Source organism: Propionispora vibrioides, assembly GCF_900110485.1.
Lineage (GTDB): Bacteria > Bacillota > Negativicutes > Propionisporales > Propionisporaceae > Propionispora > Propionispora vibrioides.
In genome coordinates this window covers 1-18,996 of sequence record NZ_FODY01000016.1, presented here as the reverse complement: position 1 = coordinate 18,996, position 18,996 = coordinate 1, and the positions used below count along the sequence as shown (strand labels likewise).

Annotated in this window: 9 protein-coding genes; 8 read left to right on the top strand and 1 reads right to left on the bottom strand. The window is 48.3% G+C overall.

Annotation, left to right across the window (positions count from 1 at the left end; all coding sequences use genetic code 11):
• Nucleotides 1–33: 33 nt before the first annotated feature.
• The 8 genes from BMW43_RS12940 to BMW43_RS12905 all read left to right on the top strand — a co-directional run bounded on the left by BMW43_RS12940 (nt 34) and on the right by BMW43_RS12905 (nt 18,250).
• On the top strand, nt 34–240 hold the full coding sequence (locus tag BMW43_RS12940) for a YezD family protein (protein ID WP_091748197.1): 207 nt from the start codon (nt 34–36) through the stop codon (nt 238–240).
• 221 nt (nt 241–461) lie between these two features.
• Complete coding sequence (locus BMW43_RS12935) at nt 462–1,748, top strand: homocysteine synthase (protein WP_091748194.1); 1,287 nt, start codon at nt 462–464, stop codon at nt 1,746–1,748.
• Nucleotides 1,749–1,874: 126 nt separating this feature from the next.
• Complete coding sequence (locus BMW43_RS12930) at nt 1,875–3,338, top strand: methyl-accepting chemotaxis protein (protein ID WP_091748192.1); 1,464 nt, start codon at nt 1,875–1,877, stop codon at nt 3,336–3,338.
• 173 nt (nt 3,339–3,511) lie between these two features.
• Entirely contained in the window at nt 3,512–6,091 is a 2,580-nt protein-coding gene (gene clpB, locus BMW43_RS12925) for an ATP-dependent chaperone ClpB (RefSeq protein WP_091748189.1), read from the top strand.
• Between the two features lie 284 nt (nt 6,092–6,375).
• Nucleotides 6,376–8,079 carry a ShlB/FhaC/HecB family hemolysin secretion/activation protein gene (locus BMW43_RS12920; protein ID WP_091748186.1) on the top strand — a complete coding sequence of 568 codons (1,704 nt, stop codon included), beginning with the start codon at nt 6,376–6,378 and terminating at the stop codon, nt 8,077–8,079.
• A 12-nt stretch (nt 8,080–8,091) separates the two neighbouring features.
• On the top strand, nt 8,092–16,503 hold the full coding sequence (locus BMW43_RS12915) for a two-partner secretion domain-containing protein (protein ID WP_091748183.1): 8,412 nt from the start codon (nt 8,092–8,094) through the stop codon (nt 16,501–16,503).
• A gap of 4 nt (nt 16,504–16,507) precedes the next feature.
• The gene (locus BMW43_RS12910) at nt 16,508–17,104 is read left to right on the top strand and encodes a hypothetical protein (protein WP_091748178.1); all 597 of its coding nucleotides are present in this window, start codon (nt 16,508–16,510) and stop codon (nt 17,102–17,104) included.
• Nucleotides 17,105–17,509: 405 nt separating this feature from the next.
• On the top strand, nt 17,510–18,250 hold the full coding sequence (locus BMW43_RS12905) for a transposase (RefSeq protein WP_091748175.1): 741 nt from the start codon (nt 17,510–17,512) through the stop codon (nt 18,248–18,250).
• Between the two features lie 432 nt (nt 18,251–18,682).
• Here BMW43_RS12905 and BMW43_RS12900 read toward each other — a convergent pair.
• Nucleotides 18,683–18,996 (bottom strand): transposase (locus tag BMW43_RS12900; RefSeq protein WP_218140679.1); only part of this gene is annotated, 314 nt, incomplete at its 5' end.

The following is an 18,996-nucleotide window of genomic DNA, read 5'->3' as shown; positions in this document are numbered from 1 at the left end:
ATAGTTAGCAGCGGGGGGAGGCGGCGAGGATTTATGCCTGCAAAAAAGGAAGCAGTTTCACAGGAGGCGGCCAATCAGGCTAAATCGCAGGCTTTGCGCAAACGGATCGCAGAGGCTGTGGACGGACTGAAATTTGGCCAGGTGGTCATTGTGATCAAGGACGGCAAGGTCACCCAGCTTGACCGGACCGAAAAACAGCGGTTTACCGGTGTTGAAGGGATTTATGGTGACGGAATATAACGATAAACCGATAAAATATTACAGGCGGCGGGGACTGGCCGAGACCGGGCAAAGACTGGTAAAAAAAGGCTTGACTTGCTGAGGGCTTCATGGTATTTTATAACAAAAGAAGATAGTGAATAAGCTGATCAGAAAGACTGAAGGCTAAGGAAACACCTCGAGTGCTTTCCTTGGCTTTTTTATTATCACAACAATATAGCGAATAGAGAGGGGTACATATTATGGCATTACCGGAAAACTTGAAATTTGACTCAGTGGCTGTCCACGGCGGACAAGAACCCGACCCAACCACAGGTTCCCGAGCAGTTCCGATTTATCAAACCACATCCTATAATTTTCGCGACAGCGAACATGGCGCCAATCTATTCGGTCTAAAGGAAGCGGGCAATATTTATACCCGTATCATGAATCCTACCACTGACGTATTTGAAAAACGGGTAGCGGCCTTGGAAGGCGGCGTTGGCGCCCTGGCCTTTGCTTCCGGTCATGCTGCTATCAGCGCGGCTATTTTCAACATTGCCCAGGCCGGTGATGAAATTATCAGCTCGTCAACGCTGTACGGCGGTACCTACAATATGTTTACCTACACCCTGCCTCGTTTGGGTATTAAGGTAATCTTAGTCGATCCCAGCGATCCGGAAAACTTCCGTAAGGCCATAACGCCGAAAACCAAGGCTATTTATGGTGAAACCATCGGCAACCCTAAAATTGACGTGTTTAATTTTAAAGCCGTAGCGGCTATTGCCCATGAAAATGGTATTCCCTTGATTATTGACAGTACCTTTGCCACGCCTTACCTGTCACGGCCGATTGAATTCGGCGCCGATATTGTTATTCACTCGGCTACCAAGTTTATTGGCGGTCATGGCAGTTCGATGGGCGGTATCGTGATTGACGGCGGTAAGTTCAACTGGGACAACGGCAAGTTCCCGCTGCTTAGCGATGCCGATCCCAGCTATCACGGCCTGAGCTATACCGAAGCGTTAGGCGAAGCGGCATTCATTACCCGCCTGCGCATCCAGGTGTTGCGCGATTTAGGCGCTGCCCTAAGCCCGTTCAACAGCTTCCTGTTTTTGCAGGGCCTGGAAACGCTGCATCTCAGAATGGAACGGCATAGCCAGAATGCCTTGGCAGTAGCTGAATTCCTGGAAAGCCATGAGCAGGTATCGTGGGTAAGCTATCCGGGCCTTGCCAGTCATCCGGATCATGAACTGGCTAAGGAGTACCTGGCGAAAGGGGCCGGTGCTATCTTAACCTTTGGCATTAAGGGCGGCCTGGAAGCGGGTAAGAAGTTCATTGACTCGCTCAAGCTTTTCTCTATTCTGGCCAATGTGGGCGATGCCAAGTCGCTGGTTATCCACCCGGCCAGCACTACCCATTCGCAGTTGACTTCGGAACAGCGGGCAGCGGCCGGCGCACCGGACGACATGATACGTCTCTCGGTCGGTATTGAAGATGCAGCGGATATTATTGCCGATCTGGAACAGGCCCTGCAAGCAGCTAAATAGCATTGTTTCTTGGTTTTTCATTGACAAAAAGAGAACATTTCGCTAGAATTTAGAATATAAATTTTGGCAAAGGAGCCATTTCTCTAAGGGGAGAAGTGGCTCTATTTTTTTGAGGAGGCGGCGACGATGCGGTGGTTTAGCAGCAAAGGGTTACAGCAATTGGCCGAACAGACGAGTCAATATGCAGCCGGGAATATAGCAGGTGAATTGAAGCCGGAGGAGTATCCGAAGGAGCTGCAGCCGCTGGCCGGGCATATTCAGGCCATGGCGGAAATGATCCGCAGCTTTACTCAGGAGTCGCAGGTGGCGTCCAGCCAGGTGATGGCCGCCGTAAAACAGGTTAACAAAGCCATTGTCAATGCCGATACGCTGGGCGGCAAGATTCATCAGGAGACTGCCGGCACGCAGAAGCTGGCCGCCAGTCTCCTGAACGGAGCCTCCCAGGCCAAACAGGAAATCGATCAGGTGGTCCAGACGGCGCAAACCATTACGCAGGTGGCCGGCGGTATTCATCAGGATAGCATTAAAACCAGGCATATCGCCGAGCAAGGTTGTCAGGCAGTGCTGGAGGCCGCGGACGCGATGACAGCCATTCAGCAGTCCTCGACCAGAATTGAAGCCTGTATCCGGAATCTAACCAAAATGGCGCGGGAGATTGACAGTTTCCTGGGCGCCATTCAGGGAATATCCACGCAAACCAATCTCCTGTCCTTGAACGCCGCCATTGAGGCGGCCCGGGCCGGCGAGCACGGCCGGGGCTTCGCTGTGGTGGCCCAGGAAATACAGAAGCTGTCCGAAGCCAGCGCCACAGCCGCTTCGTCGGCCAATGGCCTGTTAGCCCAAATTGACGAAGGCGTGGCTGCCGCCGCTGCCGCTGTCGAGGAAGGGGCTAAGTCGGTGGAAAATGGTGTTAAGGCGATGCAGGAAGCTGATGGCAGCCTGAAGGAAATCCTGGCGGCCAGTTCCCAAATTGAAGATCAACTGTCGGAAGCCAGTGCAGCCCGGCAATCACAGTTGGCCGCAACCAACGGCGCCTCGGATACGTTGAATGACATGGCCCAGATGTGCGAACAGGCGGCGCTCCATATTGATGAAGTGGTCGGTTCCATTGCCGATCAGGAACGCCATCTGGCGGAAACACGCAACATGGGTAATTTGCTGGCCAAGGTCGCCAAGTCATTGGTGGATACCACCCAGAAGATCACTTTGGTAACTGTCAGCCCGGAGATGCAAAACCAGATTCAGCGTTTAAAGGAGCAGCTGACTGCCCTTGCCAGGGAGCAGTCGCTATTCAGTCTGGAGCCGGCAGTACATAAAACGGTGTTATCCGGCTTTTTACAAACCCATGCTAACCTGGAAGCAATCTGGAGTAACAATCTGGAGGGTGAGTTCATTATTTCCCTGCCACCGGCCGGCATTGCCAACGCCGGGTCGCGGGAATGGTTCCAGGAAGCGGCGGAGGGGAAAACCTATGTGTCGGCTGCCTATGTGTCGGCCATATCCCACAAACCCTGCGTCACCATCGCCGTGCCGATCAGCGGCGCCGGGGGCCGTATCGGTGTACTGGGGGCCGATGTAAGTGTAGCCTGATTTTTTATGAGAGCAGAGGTAGCGGAGCGAGAACGCGCCCTAATACCTCTGTTTTTATTTGAATCAAAAGGTCAAAAAGTCAAATATTTTCCTTGTATAGTTGGGAATTTTTTGCTACATTATAAATGTAACCTATATGTAAGCAAACAGAGTTACGCGAGGGGGGATCTGTCATGAATCAGGAAAAATATACGCAGAAGGCGATGGCGGTTCTGTCGGCCGCGCAACAGTTCTGCGCCCGGTATTATCACCAGGAAATGACAACAAGACATTTATTGCTGGCCTTGCTGAAAGAAGATGACGGCATGACCGCGCACCTCCTTAAGGAAGCGCAGGTGGACACAAAGCTTTTTCAAAAACAGGCGGAAGCCTTGCTTAAACAACAGCCTGCCGTCCGTGGTCAGGAAAGCGGGCTCAGGATGAATACGGCTATGCTCCGCGTACTGGCTTTGGCTGAGGAAATTGCGGCCAATATGCAGGATGAATATATTAGCACCGAACATATGCTGATGGCGCTGGCTGATGACGGCGACAGCGATGTGGTGGATTTGTGCCGGAAGTTCGGACTGCACCGCAGCCGTTTGCAGCAGTTGGTTAGTGCTTACCGTCAGGGCCGGCGCATTACCGGCGATAATCCGGACGAAGCGTTTAAGGCGCTGGAGAAATACGGCCGCGATTTGACGGCGCTGGCGCGGGAAGGCAAACTGGACCCGGTGATCGGCCGCGATGAGCAGATCCGGCGGGTGGTGGAAATTCTCTCCCGGCGGACCAAAAATAACCCGGTGCTCATTGGCGAGCCCGGTGTCGGTAAAACAGCCATTGTCGAGGGTCTGGCCCGGCGGATTGTGGCCGGCGACGTGCCGGAAAGTCTAAAGGATAAAATCCTGTACTCGCTGGATTTGAGTTCCCTGGTGGCCGGGGCGAAATTCCGCGGTGAATTTGAGGAACGGCTGAAGAACGTACTGGATGAAATTTTGCAGGCCGAAGGGCGCATTGTCCTGTTTATTGACGAACTGCACACCGTGGTGGGAGCCGGTGCCGCCGAAGGCGCCATGGATGCCGGCAATATTTTAAAGCCCATGCTGGCCAGAGGGGAACTGCGCTGCATCGGGGCTACGACGCTGAATGAATACCGCGCCCATATCGAAAAGGATACGGCCCTGGAACGGCGCTTCCAGCCGGTCCTGGTCGGCGAACCTTCGGTGGAAGATACCATCTCCATTCTGCGGGGCTTAAAGGAACGCTATGAGGTCCACCATGGGGTGAAGATTAAGGACGCGGCCCTGATTGCGGCGGCGACGCTGTCGGACCGGTATATTGCCGACCGGTTTTTGCCCGATAAGGCTATCGACCTGGTCGATGAAGCGGCGGCCCGGTTGCGCACCGAAATTGATTCCATGCCGGCCGAATTGGATGAAGTATCCCGCCGGGTGCTGCAACTGGAGATTGAGGAACAGGCCCTGCGCAAGGAAACGGAAGCGGCGGCTCACAGCCGGCTGGCCGGTATCGAGGCGGAGCTGCGGGAACTGCGGGCTCAGGCCGACAGCTTGCGCGGTCAGTGGGATGTGGAAAAGCAGGGCATTGTCAAACTGCGGGAACTGAAAAAGCAAATGGAAGCCGTGCGGACAGAAATGGAAAATGCCGAACGGGCCTATGATTTAAACCGGTTGGCCGAGCTGAAATACGGCCGGCTGCCGGCTCTGGAAAAGGAGCTGCAGCAGGAAGAAGCCGCGCTGGCACAAAAACGGACTCAGCAGGTGCTGCTCAAAGAAGAGGTGGACGAAGACGATATCGCCAAAATCGTCAGCCGCTGGACCGGCATTCCGGTCAGCCGCATGCTGGCCGGTGAACGGGAGAAACTGGCCGGTCTGGAAACCATCCTGCATCAGCGGGTAGTCGGCCAGGATCAGGCGGTGCAGGCTGTCAGTGAGGCTATTATCCGGGCCAGAGCCGGCATCAAGGATCCGAACCGTCCGATTGGCTCTTTCATCTTCCTGGGACCGACCGGCGTCGGGAAAACCGAGCTGGCCAAGACACTGGCCGAGGTGCTGTTCGATGACGAACGCAGCCTGATCCGGATTGACATGAGCGAGTATATGGAAAAACATGCCGTGGCCCGGTTGATCGGTGCACCGCCCGGCTATGTCGGCTACGACGAGGGCGGTCAGTTGACTGAGGCGGTGCGCCGCCGTCCCTACAGTGTGCTGCTGCTGGACGAAATCGAGAAGGCCCATCCTGATGTCTTCAACGTGCTGCTGCAAATCCTGGACGACGGCCGTTTGACCGACAGCAAGGGACGGACGGTCGATTTTAAGAATACTATCATTATTATGACCTCCAATCTGGGGTCGGCGGAAATCCTGAAAAAAGAAGGTACTGCCGCACAGGAAGCTGTCTTTGCCATTCTGAAAAGCTATTTCCGCCCGGAATTCTTAAACCGCATTGACGACACTATCGTCTTTAAGGCGTTAACGCCGAAGGAAGTGCGGAACATTGCCGGCCTGCTGCTGCAGAATTTAAAGCAGCGGCTGCAAAAACAGCTTAACCTTACCCTAGAGTGGAACGAAGACGTCGAAGCGCTGCTCGCCCAGGAAGGCTACGACCCGGCCTTCGGCGCCCGTCCCTTGAAACGGCTGATCAGCCGTACAGTGGAAACCGAACTGGGCAAAAAAATCGTCACCGGCCAGATTCCCGAAGAAGGAACGGTGCACCTGTCGGTGATTGGCGGGAAGCTGACAGTTGAAGGCAGGTAATAGCTGGTTTTAGCTGTAAGGGTAACAACAATAATAGATAAAAACGACTTATTTTTTCAAAATTTTTTTTTGAAAATAAGTCGTTTTTTTGTTGTATATAATAAATGTTCTGTAGATTAAGGTTGGATATTGTGAAATGATGAATGTTTTTGTAAAAATGTCAGGTTTTATGTCGGACGAAAAAGAGCGTAATTTAAGAGGAAATTGGAATCCAATGGTAAATATAGAAATCTTGGAATTTTATTTGAGAAAATGTAAAAATGGTATTTTTTTGAGGTGGATGAATGAAACGACATAGTAAGATAGGGCTGCTGTTGCTTTCTTTTTTTCTGATGCATCAGGCAGCTTTTGCTCAGCCTAGCGATGATGAGTTAAGGCAGCAGGAGGAGTTTTTGCAAAAACAGGAACATTCTATTGCGGCAAAAGAGTCAACCGAAGAACAGCGTAAGCGAACACAAGCACCGATGGAAAGGCTAAGAAAAGAAAGCTCGGGGTTGAAAAAGATTGATTTGCCGCAAGAAGCTCCCAGTTTCTATATTAAAACAATTCAATTGAGAGGCGCCTATGCGGATAAATTTCTCTGGGCTCAAAGATATTTGCAGCAGTATCAAAATCAGAAAATTGGTATTCAGGGAATTAACTTGTTGACAAAACAAATTAATGAAGCGCTTGTCGATAAAGGCTATGTCACTACCCGGGTATATGTGAAGGAACAGGATATCTCTACAGGAACCTTACTTGTTGATCTTGCCGCCGGGACGCTTGGCGAAATCCGTTTTTCCGATCCTACAATACCGGGGACCTGGAAAAACGCTTTCTCCGCCCGTCCCGGTGATTTATTGAACATCCGTGATTTGGAACAGGGATTGGAACAAATGAAAAGAGTACCCTCTCAGGATGTGGCTATTAAGATTGAACCGGCGGCCATTGCCGGCCAGAGTAACATCGTTCTGACTGTGACCCGGAAAAAGCCCTGGAAGCTCATTAACTCCCTTGACGACTCCGGTACGGACAACACCGGTAAGCTGCAGAGGACGGCATCCCTGGAACTGGATAATCTGTTTGCTGTCAATGATATCATCAATATTTCCGTAAATCAGGATGCTGTCAGGGATGGCGAAATCAAGGGGACAAGAGCCAGCAGCTTTTATTATTCGATACCCTCCGGTAAGGACACATTGACGTTTAGCGGGAGCCGCTATTCTTATCATCAAACAGTGCGTACCGCAGTAGTCCCTTTTTTGCAGTCGGGAGAAACGGGAAACCTGCAGTTTACGGTGACGCATTTGTTAAGTCGCGACCAGACCAGAAAAACCAATATGGAAGTTGGTCTGATCAAGAAAAGCAGACGAAGTTTTATTGACGATACGGAGGTTACAGTGCAACGGCAGGATACGACAGCGCTGCGTCTGGGAGTCACCCAGCGGCAATATGTCGGCAACACGGTGCTGGATGCGGCTGTGCGGTATCAAAAAGGAATTCCCTGCCTTGGGGCGAGAGATGGTGTGACCGATCATGTGCCCGGTCAAGCGACAACCCGCTATGATATGCTGCTAGCCGATTTTGCTATGGACAGTCCGCTAAAAATCGGGCATCTGAAAAGCTCGTATAATTTACATATTCGAGGGCAAAGAACGGACGATTTGACATACGGTTCGGAATTTTTTAGTATTGGCGGACGGTATACGGTTAGAGGCTTTGATGGGGAGCAGACCTTGTCGGCGGAAAACGGATTGATTGTTCAGAATGAAATTAGATTGCCGGTCAATAAAAACAATCAACTCTATTTGGCCGTTGACTACGGAAAAATTCAGGGACCTTCGACGGAAGCTGCTTTGGGTAAGGAACTCTGGGGTAGTGCGGTCGGTATCAGAGGCAGCCTGAAAAAGATTCAATATGATGCCTTTATCGGCTGGCCCCTGAAAAAGCCCGATGGCTTTCAAACGGCCAAACAGGCCTGCGGCTTTCAAGTTCTAATGGAGCTATAAAGAGGTGGAAAAATGAAGAAAAAAGTACGACTGGCAATAAAGAAAATAAGTTCTGTTTTTATAGTAATTAGTTTTATGGCTCAGCCGCTGGCTGCTTTTGCCGATACCACGGCGGACCCTTCGGCTGATGCCGCGCATAAGCCAATCATCAATGAAGTAAACCAGGTGACAGTGGTAGACATTGCTGCGCCGAACGCCAATGGGCTGTCCCACAACTTATACACCGACTTCAATGTAAATGTTAACGGCCTTGTGCTAAATAATGCCTTACAGTCAACGAACTCTGTACTTGCCGGTACTATACAAGCCAACGCCAACTTACAAGGCTCGGCGGCAAATATCATAGTAAATGAAGTGACCGGTTCCAACCGTACCAATTTAAACGGCAGGCTGGAAGTAGCAGGGCCGCAGGCCGCTGTGATTATTGCCAATCCCAATGGTATTACGGGAGATGGTTTCGGTTTTATCAATACCAGCCGGGTCAGCCTGGTAACAGGAACTCCGAATATTGATGATAGCGGAAATCTGGCCTCTTTTAATGTAAACCGCGGCGATGTAGCCATCCAGGGGCAGGGGTTGAGTGAAGACAATCCGGCTACTAAACTGGATATTTTAACCAGAGCGAGTAAAATCAACGCCGAAGTATGGGCCGATGAAATCCATGTCGTAACAGGTACGAATAAGATAAATTATCCTGATTTGACAACTTCGGAGCTTAGCGCGGCTCCGCTTTCGGACACACCGAGCGTGGCCCTTGATGTAGGGGCGGTTGGTGGCATGTATGCCGGAAAAATCATGTTGATTGGTACCGAGAAGGGGCTGGGTGTTTCGGTTAACGGTGAGATTTCCGCCGATAAGGAGCTTTCTTTAACCAATGAAGGAAAAATAACAATCAACGGAAATATTAATGCCAAGGAAGACGTGACAATCAGTTCGAAAGATTCTGTTGTAAATAATGGACAAATTACATCAAATAAAAATGTTACTATTTCTGCTGATCAGATTACGAGCAGCGGCTTCATCAGTGCCGGTGATGAGGATGATGAGGAGGACGAGGACGGAAACAGCGGTGCGGTCAGTATCGTTCCGGCCGACGCAACCTTGACGGCTGCCGGTAATATTGATGTAAGCGGAGCAATCAATGCAAGCCGGGATATTGTTATGACCGGCAAAAAGGTAACTTATGATCCTAACCGGATGATGGCTCAGAATACGACAGTACATCAATCCGATCCCGACCCGGTGGAGCCGGAACCGGAAAATCCGGACCCGGGAAATACCGACCCTAAGCCGCCGGAGGAACAGCCGGTAAGTGAAGTCATACCCAATACCATTCAACCTGAGCTGCCGGACATCCCGGACCTGCCGGTAATTAACCCCGCGCAGCCGGGAACGGCGGCCACGCGGGCCGTGGCCAAGGAAGAAGGTCTGACTCTTACCGCGGATGCGGCAGCTCTTAATATTTATAAACCAATGATCGATAGAACGGCCAGCGGTATTGATCTGGTTCAGATCGCAACACCATCCGCCAGTGGTGTGTCACGCAATCTATATACCGACTTTAATGTTAAATCCTCCGGGCTGATCTTAAACAATGCGACACAATATGCCTACACTCAACTGGGCGGGTACATTGACTATAACAGCCGCCTGGCCGGAACTGGTGCCAGCGTCATTTTAAATGAAGTCACCGGCAATCGGTCCAGCAGCTTGAATGGCTTTATTGAAGTAGCCGGCAACCGGGCCAGTATCGTTATCGCCAATCCCAACGGTATGGTGATTAACGGTCTTGGCTATATCAATACGGCTAATGCCACACTGGCCACCGGATTGATCAGTACCTGGCAGAATGGTAATGTGGAATTTTATCCGGTTGCCAACGGCAACATATGGATTCAGGGTGACGGTCTCAATGCGGCAGCTACGGAACAGCTTACGGTAATTACCAATGCCTTTGCCAATACAGCCTCAGAGTTGTGGGCTAATCATTTGAGCTTAAGCGCCAACGGTGATATAACCAATAATGGAAAGATGATCATGTCAGGCAATACGGCCATAACGGGAAACCGCCTGGCCAATACTGCTCAAGGCGTTATTGATTCCGCCGGTACGCTCGATGTACAACTTAAGGACAATCTGGAAAACAACCGGGCGATGCTGAACAGTGGAAAAACGGCAACCATCACCGCTAAAGCCTTAAGCAATACGGACAGTTCCGTGCTGCACAGCGGCGGCGATCTTCACCTTACGCTTGACGGTGATCTGTCAAACCAAGGCTCACAGGTTACGGCTGGCGGACAAGCTGTTATTTTGGCGGACAACCTAAGAAATAACGCCGGTGCGGCTGTCGTAACAGGTAAAGACCTTACGCTGGAGGCCGCTGGCGACGTCCTGAATCAGGCTTCTGCTGTGCAAAGCGGCGGCAACCTTGCTATGCACGCTAAGAGTTTTAGCAATCAGGACAATGCTGCCATTTTCAGTGGTGATGACCTTACCGTTGCTGTAAAAAATGATATCGAAAACCACACATCAACCATTTCGGCAGGTGGTAAGGCGCAGCTTTCAGGCAAGTCCCTGCAGAATACCGGTAATGCCTTGCTCTATGCCGGTGGTGATATGGGCGTAACTGTGGACCACGCTATCCAGAATGACAAGTCCACAGTGAAAAGTGACGGAAGCAGTACGCTGCAAGTGGAAACCCTGTCTAACCAAAACGGAGCCTATCTGTCGGCTAAAGGCAATCTGGAAGTAACTGCAACAGATAGCGTTGTTAATCAGGGATCGCTCTTGAACGGCCTGGCGGATGCAAAGGTCACAACCGGAACTTTTAGCAACCAGGATGGGGCGGTACTTCAAGCCAAGCAGAATATTATGCTGCAGAGTACCGGTGAATTTACCAATCAGGCGGCTGCTGTTAAAGCGGACGGTGATTTGACGATCATGGCAGCAGACATCGTCAACCGGGACCACGCTTTGATTCACAGTGGCGAGAAGCTGACTCTGACGGCAGAAAAAGATGTAACAAACCAAACCTCGGTGCTGGAAAGTGGCGATGCACTGACGGCAACTATGCAAAATCTTACCATTGGCGACAAATCGGTGGTAACCAGTGGTAAGAACCTGCAGTGGCAGGCGTCCGCCGATATAGTCAACGCTAACTCGACAGTGAAGAGTGGCGGGGCGGTTCAGATAACCGGCCAAAATTTAAGCAATGACACGGTGTATTTCAAGAGCGCCGGCGACGTAACTATCAACCTGTCGGAGAAACTGAGCAATAAGAATACGACAATTGCTGTGGACGGCAATACCAGACTGAAGGCCCGTAATATGGCCAATCAGGCGGGTTCTGCCATTTTTACGGACAAGAACCTCACAGTGGATGCTACAGAAACCATTGATAATCAGAACTCCGTAATGGCGGCAGGCGGTTTCGCCCAATTTAATGCTGCCAATCTGAATAATACCGATAATGCTATGCTGTATAGTTCGGATGATATGGAAATTAACGCGCAGGATAACGTACTAAACCAATCCTCCAGTATCCAAAGCCAGAAGGATATTCGTATTAAGGCTCAAAAACTGGTCAACGAGAAAACTATTTTTAATACCGACTGGAATGTAAAAAACCAGAATATTTCCTATGCTATCCCTCCTATAGCCGGGCATTACAGCGCCAATAGAAATTTCGCCCGGGAAATTAAAACAGGCACGATTCAGCAGGAAACAGCCACCGCTCAAATTGCCGCCGACCACGACATTACGATTGATGCCGCCGTAGTTAATCATTACAGTACCATTACCGCCGGCCATGACTTAACCATAACAGGGCCGAGTGTGGAAAACTACGGATATCAGGGGACCATCATCACTACAGACAAGGGGAACGACAATCATTTCTGGAAATATAAACACCACAGTAAGCACCATTTGCATTGTCATTGGGTTTACGGAACCACGGTGATTCCGTACTACGCTCAGACGGTAGTGGATACCGACACAGCCAGATTAGGCGTATTGAGTGGAGTAAATAAAGTAACCGTTGTTGCCGATACCATCGACAATAAAACCTTTGATGCGGGGAAAAACGTGATTCAAAGGGATGCCAAGAAAGCTATCGAGCCAAACGTGCTGAGTCAATTGACCAATAAAGAAAAAGGAAAAGCAACCACCCAGGTCAATCCCCAGGTTGCTGAGATGAACACGGAACCCAGCATCGGGAGCCTGGCGATTAATACGCAAATTTTCTCCATTCATACGGAACCCTCGGCAAAATATCTGATCGAGACGAATGAGAAATTTGCCAACTATCATAACTTCCTGTCCAGCGACTATCTGCTGGAACGGATCAAAACTAATCCGGAAAAGGTCATGAAGCGCTTAGGCGACGGTTACTATGAGCAACAATTGGTCACCGAGCAAATCACGGAGATGACCGGCAAAAAACTGCTGACCAATTATGGTTCAGAACTGGAACAATATAAGGCGCTCATGGAAAACGCCGCTGTCTTCGCTGATACCTACAACCTGTCGGTGGGCGTGGCGCTGACCAAGGAGCAAATGGCCTTGCTCACCAGCGATATCGTATGGTTGGTGGAAGAAGAAATCAATGGGGAAAAGGTTCTCGTACCCGAAGTCTATCTGGCAGGTCTTAAAGAAGGGGATCTTACCAACAGCGGAGCCATTATTACTGGCACCGATGTGGAGCTCATTGCCAAGGATGACCTGAAAAATGTGGGAACCATCAAAGCGGATAAAAATCTAACGGTCAATGCGAAAAACATCACCAATGAAAATGGCACGATAACGGCAGATGATTTGAAGCTGACCGCTAAACAAGCCATTACTAATAGCAGTGGAACCATCAGTGGCAGCGATGTTTCCTTGCAAGCCGATACCATTGTAAATCAGACCAATACCCGGACCGATACTTATCGCGAATTGGAACAAACAAAGATTCTTGATACGGCGAGCATAACGGCTGGCAATAATCTGACCCTTCGGGCGGAAGACTCCATTACCAACCGGGGTGCCCAGCTTAGTGCCGGCAAAGAGCTAATCCTGACCGCCAAAAAGGATATTGATATCGAAAGCGTGTCGCAGGAAAAACATGTGGCTGTTAGCTATGCCAAGTCCAGTGCCGAGGAAAACGATGTGGCTCACATAGGCAGCAGCCTGGGCGGGACCAATGTGACTATCTCTGGTCAGAATATCAACATCAAAGGCTCCGGTGTCGCAGCAAGCGATACCATCCAACTGACAGCCACCCATGACGTCAACATTACGGCGGAAAAAGATCTGACCCAGACCGATGCCTCGGTCGGCCAGCGGGGCGGCTACTACTTCAACCGTCAGCAAAATACCGATGAAACGGTAGCTGGCAGCAGTATCGCCGCCGGTAAGGGAATAAACGTGGACGGTCAAAATATTGTGGTCAAGGGTTCCGGTATCAGCAGCGAAACAGGCAAGATCAACCTTACTGCTGATCAGAACGTGACTATCACCAACGAAACCGAACGTCACGAAAGCCTGCATGAAGAACACCGGGAAAAAACAGGCTTCCTATCCTCCACTAAAACCGACATCTATGACTACCAAAGCCAGGATAAGGTCAAAGGCAGCAGCCTGTCCGGCCATGAATTGGCGGTTACCGCCAATGAGAATGTGACTGTACAAGGCTCCAGCGCCGTGGCGGACCAGGATGTCACACTGAAAGCGACCACAGGAAACATCAACATTGAAGCAGCAGAAGAAATCAGCCGGAGCGACTATGAAAAATCCGTCAAAAAATCGGGCTTATTCTCCGGTGGCGGTATAGGCTTTACCATCGGCAAGCAAAGCCAGAAAAGCACCAACGAACTGGACAGTGTCAGCCAGGCAGGCAGTGTGGTCGGCTCGACTGGTGGCAACGTAACGCTGGAGGCCGGTAAAGATGTAGCGGTTACGGCTTCGGATATCATCAGCGGCCAGGATACGACGATAACCGGTCAGAATGTAACTATCCAGGCGGCGGATAACATTGACAAAGAACATGACACCTATCAATTTAAGCAAAGCGGCCTGAGTGTATCCCTTGGCGGCCGGGCCATAGACAATATCCAGGCAGTCTACCAGCCGGCTAAACGGGCCACGGAAGTGGAAGACAGCCGTCTGAAAGCGCTCTACGACTACAAAGCCGTCAAAGCAGTGGATAACCTTAGCAAGGGGAAAAACGCCGACGGCAGCGATCCCAAGGGCGGCGGACTGTCGGTCAGCGTCAGTCTGGGAACGACCAAGCAGCAAAGTGAAACCAACGCCGAAGCAGTGACTGCCGCGCCGAGCCAGGTAACGGCCGGCGGCGATGTCAACATCACTGCTACGGGAGTGAAGGACAAAGACGGACAAGTCATTGATGGCGGCGACCTGAATATCATCGGCTCCACTGTGGATGGCAAAAATATTCACCTGAAAGCCGCCAATGATGTAAACCTGATAGCGGCGGATAATACGACCCAGAGCGAAACTACCAACAGCGGTAAATCGGCCAGCATCGGAGTCAGCTTAAGTCAAGGGCAGGCACCCGGCTTCTTCCTGGGAGGAAATAAGAGCAAGGGCAACGAAAATGGCAATACGTTAACCCATACCAACACGCAGATTACTGCCACCGATACAGTGACCATCGAATCGGGTGAGGATACCAATCTCAAAGGAGCGCAGGTCAAGGGAAAAACAGTCAATGTCAAAGCGGATGGCGACCTGAATCTGGAAAGTCTGCAGGATGAGGATAATTACAAAGAAACCAACAAATCAGCAGGAGCCACCATCAACTTCGGTGCCGGCGGCGTAAGCGGCATCGGCTCGGCCAGCAAAGGAAAAATCAACTCCGAGTACCAAAGCGTCACCGAGCAAACCGGCATCTACGCCGGCGAAGGCGGCTTCGACATCCAGGTTGGCCAGAATACGGACCTAAAGGGTGCGGTTATCAGCAGCGAGGCTACACCGGATAAGAATAAGCTCTCTACCGACACGTTGACCTATTCGGATATTGAGAATCATGCCGATTACAGCGCCAGCAGCGTGGGGGTGAACCTGGATACCAGAAAATACAGTAAAGATGATCCTAATTATAAAAACCAAGGATTGACTCCTGATATTGGAGTTCCAGCTAAAGGCAGTGCAAACAGTACGACTAAATCGGCTATAGCATCAGGAACAGTGGATGTTAGGAGTAACCCAAATCAAGATATTTCCAGTCTAAATCGTGATACTACGAATGTAGTTAATACGCTAGGTAAAATTTTTGATAAAAAGAGTGTCCAGGAAAAACAAGAATTATCAAAGCTATTTGGAGAATTAGCTTATGAGGAAGTTCATAAAATTTCTGATAGAGCTAAGGAAGCTGCTCAAAATGAATTAAATAAAGCCCAAGCAGATGCAAATTCTACTCCAGAACAACTAGCCGCATTACAAGCTAAAGTAGATTCCTGGGATACAGGAGGGTCTAATAAGACTGCTCTTCACGCATTGGTTGGTGGAATTATGTCTGATTTGGGTGGAAATAGCTTTGCATCAGGTGCAGCAGGAGCAGGAGTAAATGAAGCAGTACAGAAAGAACTTTCAAAAATCACAGAGCCAGATCTTCACCAATGGGCAAGTGTTTTAGTGGGAACTGCGGCAGCAAAAACGATAGGTGGAAATGGACAATCTGGTGCATCTACTGGTGCAAGCGGAACGAAGAATAACGAGTTAAGTGGGATTGTAGAAAAAAGGCAACTTTCAGATGCCCAAATTGAAATGTATGAGAAAATGCAAGCTGAGTTGGAAGAAAGTAAAACAGGAGCAACAGATTTTATGCGTGAGTATCAAGACTTAGCTAGTTGGCTGTATGTGGATGATAAAGCCGTTGCTGCTGCAGGAGCGTATGGAACTGAATATGCCATGGATACTAAAATTGCCTCAATGCTTTTAAATCATGCATTATACGGTAATGGGGAAGCTATGCATTTTGGTTTTGGAGAAAGTGTTTCGGCGGACTTGACTAATTCTGCTATCCTTAAAAATGGGATAAAGAAGGCTGCAGCGGACTTAAGCCCTGGGCAGACTAAATATGTATACGCGTCGATTGATTATAATCAGGAAGATGAGAATAAGAATGCCCCAAGTCTTGATCAAAAGCTTGCGTATGGTAATTTAAAAGTTGCTATACAAATTACACGTGATGAAAATAATAATATTAGCTTTTATGGGCAGGCAGGGGATGCGTATAATTTTGAATACCATAATTATGTGGAGAAAATAGAGAGTGTTAAAAACCAAGGGCTCAAAGAAATCTTTAAGGCTGGAGTGCTAACTTTAATAAACAATGGGGCTGTGGCATATCAAAATACAGGAGCTTTACAACCATTTACCTGGACGGCAGATATACAAGGAATGATAGCGGGGGGCTGAATAGTTGAGAAATAAATCAAAGTTGAAGAAATGGTCTATAAGTATAATTGCCTTGTTTATTTGTTACCATATAGTATCTGTTGTTGTATTCTTTTATCGTGGGCTTCCTCATGCTCCTTTTTGGATAGATAATGTACAGTATACTTTTGGTAAGGAGCTTAGAACGTATATAGTTGTAATTAAGGATGTATCCCCCAGATGGATATTATGCGATAGTAGCCCCGAAGATCAAGCCGAACTTAAAGAAAAGCATTTGACAGGGCGTGTAAAAAGGGTTATAGACCATAACGTTTACGCGTATGAGGGGTATGATGGATTTTTCTTCACTTATAGAGATGATGTCTTTTATTCCTATGGGAGTACAGGTTTCTTTGTTATTTATGCAGAGCCATTTCAGATCAAATTGATTAGGAATGAAAATTTGTTAGGAGAAAGAAAAAGAGTTACTGATGAGGATTTGAGTCGGTATAGCCAAAAAGAGCTAAAATTATTAACGTCAGTAGATGAACTAACTAAGGAAGAAAAAGAAGCCTATGAACGACTTCAAGTAAAAGCTCAAAAAAGAATTGAAGAATTAAAAAATGCAAATGAATATCCGTAATTGTGTACGTACTTTTAGGGTCAGCCGACTATAGGCTGACCTGTTTTCTTGAAGAGAAGTAACTCTTGGAGACGGTCCTTTTTGAGGTACGAGGGGACAGGTTCCTTGTCCCAATTATGAAGAAATGGTATAGTAAATTTGAGGTGATAGAATGCTAAGACAAGCAGAGTGAGAAGGAATATATCATCTAATGCTTAGAGAGAAATCTGATAAGGAAGGCGTTAGAGAATGAATAATAAATTATATGAGTTAAAGTGGACAAAAGAGCAACTGTGGAAAGGGTGCATTTTAGCATCTATTGCACATGCAATTATGGTTGCATGAGGATGAGGACAGGGGGACGGTGGTAATGTCTTGGCAAAAAGCAGATAAAGTGTTAAGCTAAAATAGAGGTGAATAGATTTGGTGCGGAGTGCGAGAGTTAAAAGTGAGAGTAACATATATCATATAATGATTAGAGGAATTAATAGGCAACTAATTGCAGTAGATGAAGAAGATAACCAAAAAATGAAAGAAATTTTAGAGCAATGCAAAGAAATATGTGGGTATGAACTATACGGGTATTGCTTTTTAGGAAATCATATTCATCTTCTCATGAAAGAAGGAAAGGAAAGCTTAGAACAAGTATTCAAGAGAATAGGCTCAAGATATGTGTATTATTTCAATCAAAAATATAAGAGGATAGGCCATTTATTTCAAGATCGATTCAAAAGTGAGCCAATTGATGATGAAGGCTATTTAATAACTGTGTTGAGCTATATACATAACAATCCAGTAAAAGCAGGCCTAAGTAAAACGGCAGCAGAGTATAAATGGAGTAGTTACGAAGAATACCTGAAAAGAAGTGTTCTGATTAATGCCACATTTATCTTAGGGATGATAACGAAGGAACAATTTATAGAATTGCATAAAGAAGAAAAGCAGGTAAATGTGTTAGATATAGGAGAGAAAAGCTTCAGAATGACGGATAGGGAAGCCCTGGAAAAGGTAAAAGAAATTTGCGGAATGAACGCTTGGGATATAAAAGATATAGAAGAGACTAGTCGAGATTTATGTATTAAAGAATTACGCAAAGAGGGAATTTCTATCCGACAAATATCTCGAATCACTGGGATTAGCAAAGGAATTATTGAAAGAGTGAAATAAGACAACACCACCGTCCCTGTGTCTTTCAAAAAATGGGACTAATAAAGCCACTAAGGGAGAGACAGGGGGACGGTGGTATTGTCTTATCACAGGAATGATTTGAATTAGGACGATTCCACCGTCCCCCTGTCCCGAATGCAAGTAAATTAGCGGCAGAAATCGAAAGTCAAAAACAACTTCGAAATGATTGCATGGAAATGGTTGTCGGTTCTGTTGGCGGTGGTGGCTTTAAAACGTTCAAAGAATTTAAGAGTTTTCTTGGTTCGCCTGGCGAGGGTAATCAATGGCACCACATAGTAGAACAAGCACAACAGAATGCGAGTAGAGCAGGTTTGGCAGCGGAAGAAATAAATTCTGTGGAAAATATCATTGCGTTACAGTCTGGTAAATGGAGACAGACAGGGACGTCAGACTGTGCGAAAATCTCCTCTTTTATCTCACGGATAAGCTCCTAAATGGGATTGCCACAAAAAGAGCGGCAATCCGGCTATAGGAAAGTACCGTTCTTTTTCTAATCGCTTCGATTAATTTATTGGTTCCCAGCAAATTGATCACGCGTTTTAGGTTATACATTAAACAATGCATAACCGCTTCGCCTTTCACATTTTCAATTCCCCGTAGTAAAAAGTGAGTATAGCCGAAAGTACGCTTGATGGTGCCAAATGGATGTTCTACGATCCTTTGTCGTTGCTTGTACAATGCCATGTTTTGAGCTAAGCGCTCATCCGCTCGCGCCATGACCTCAT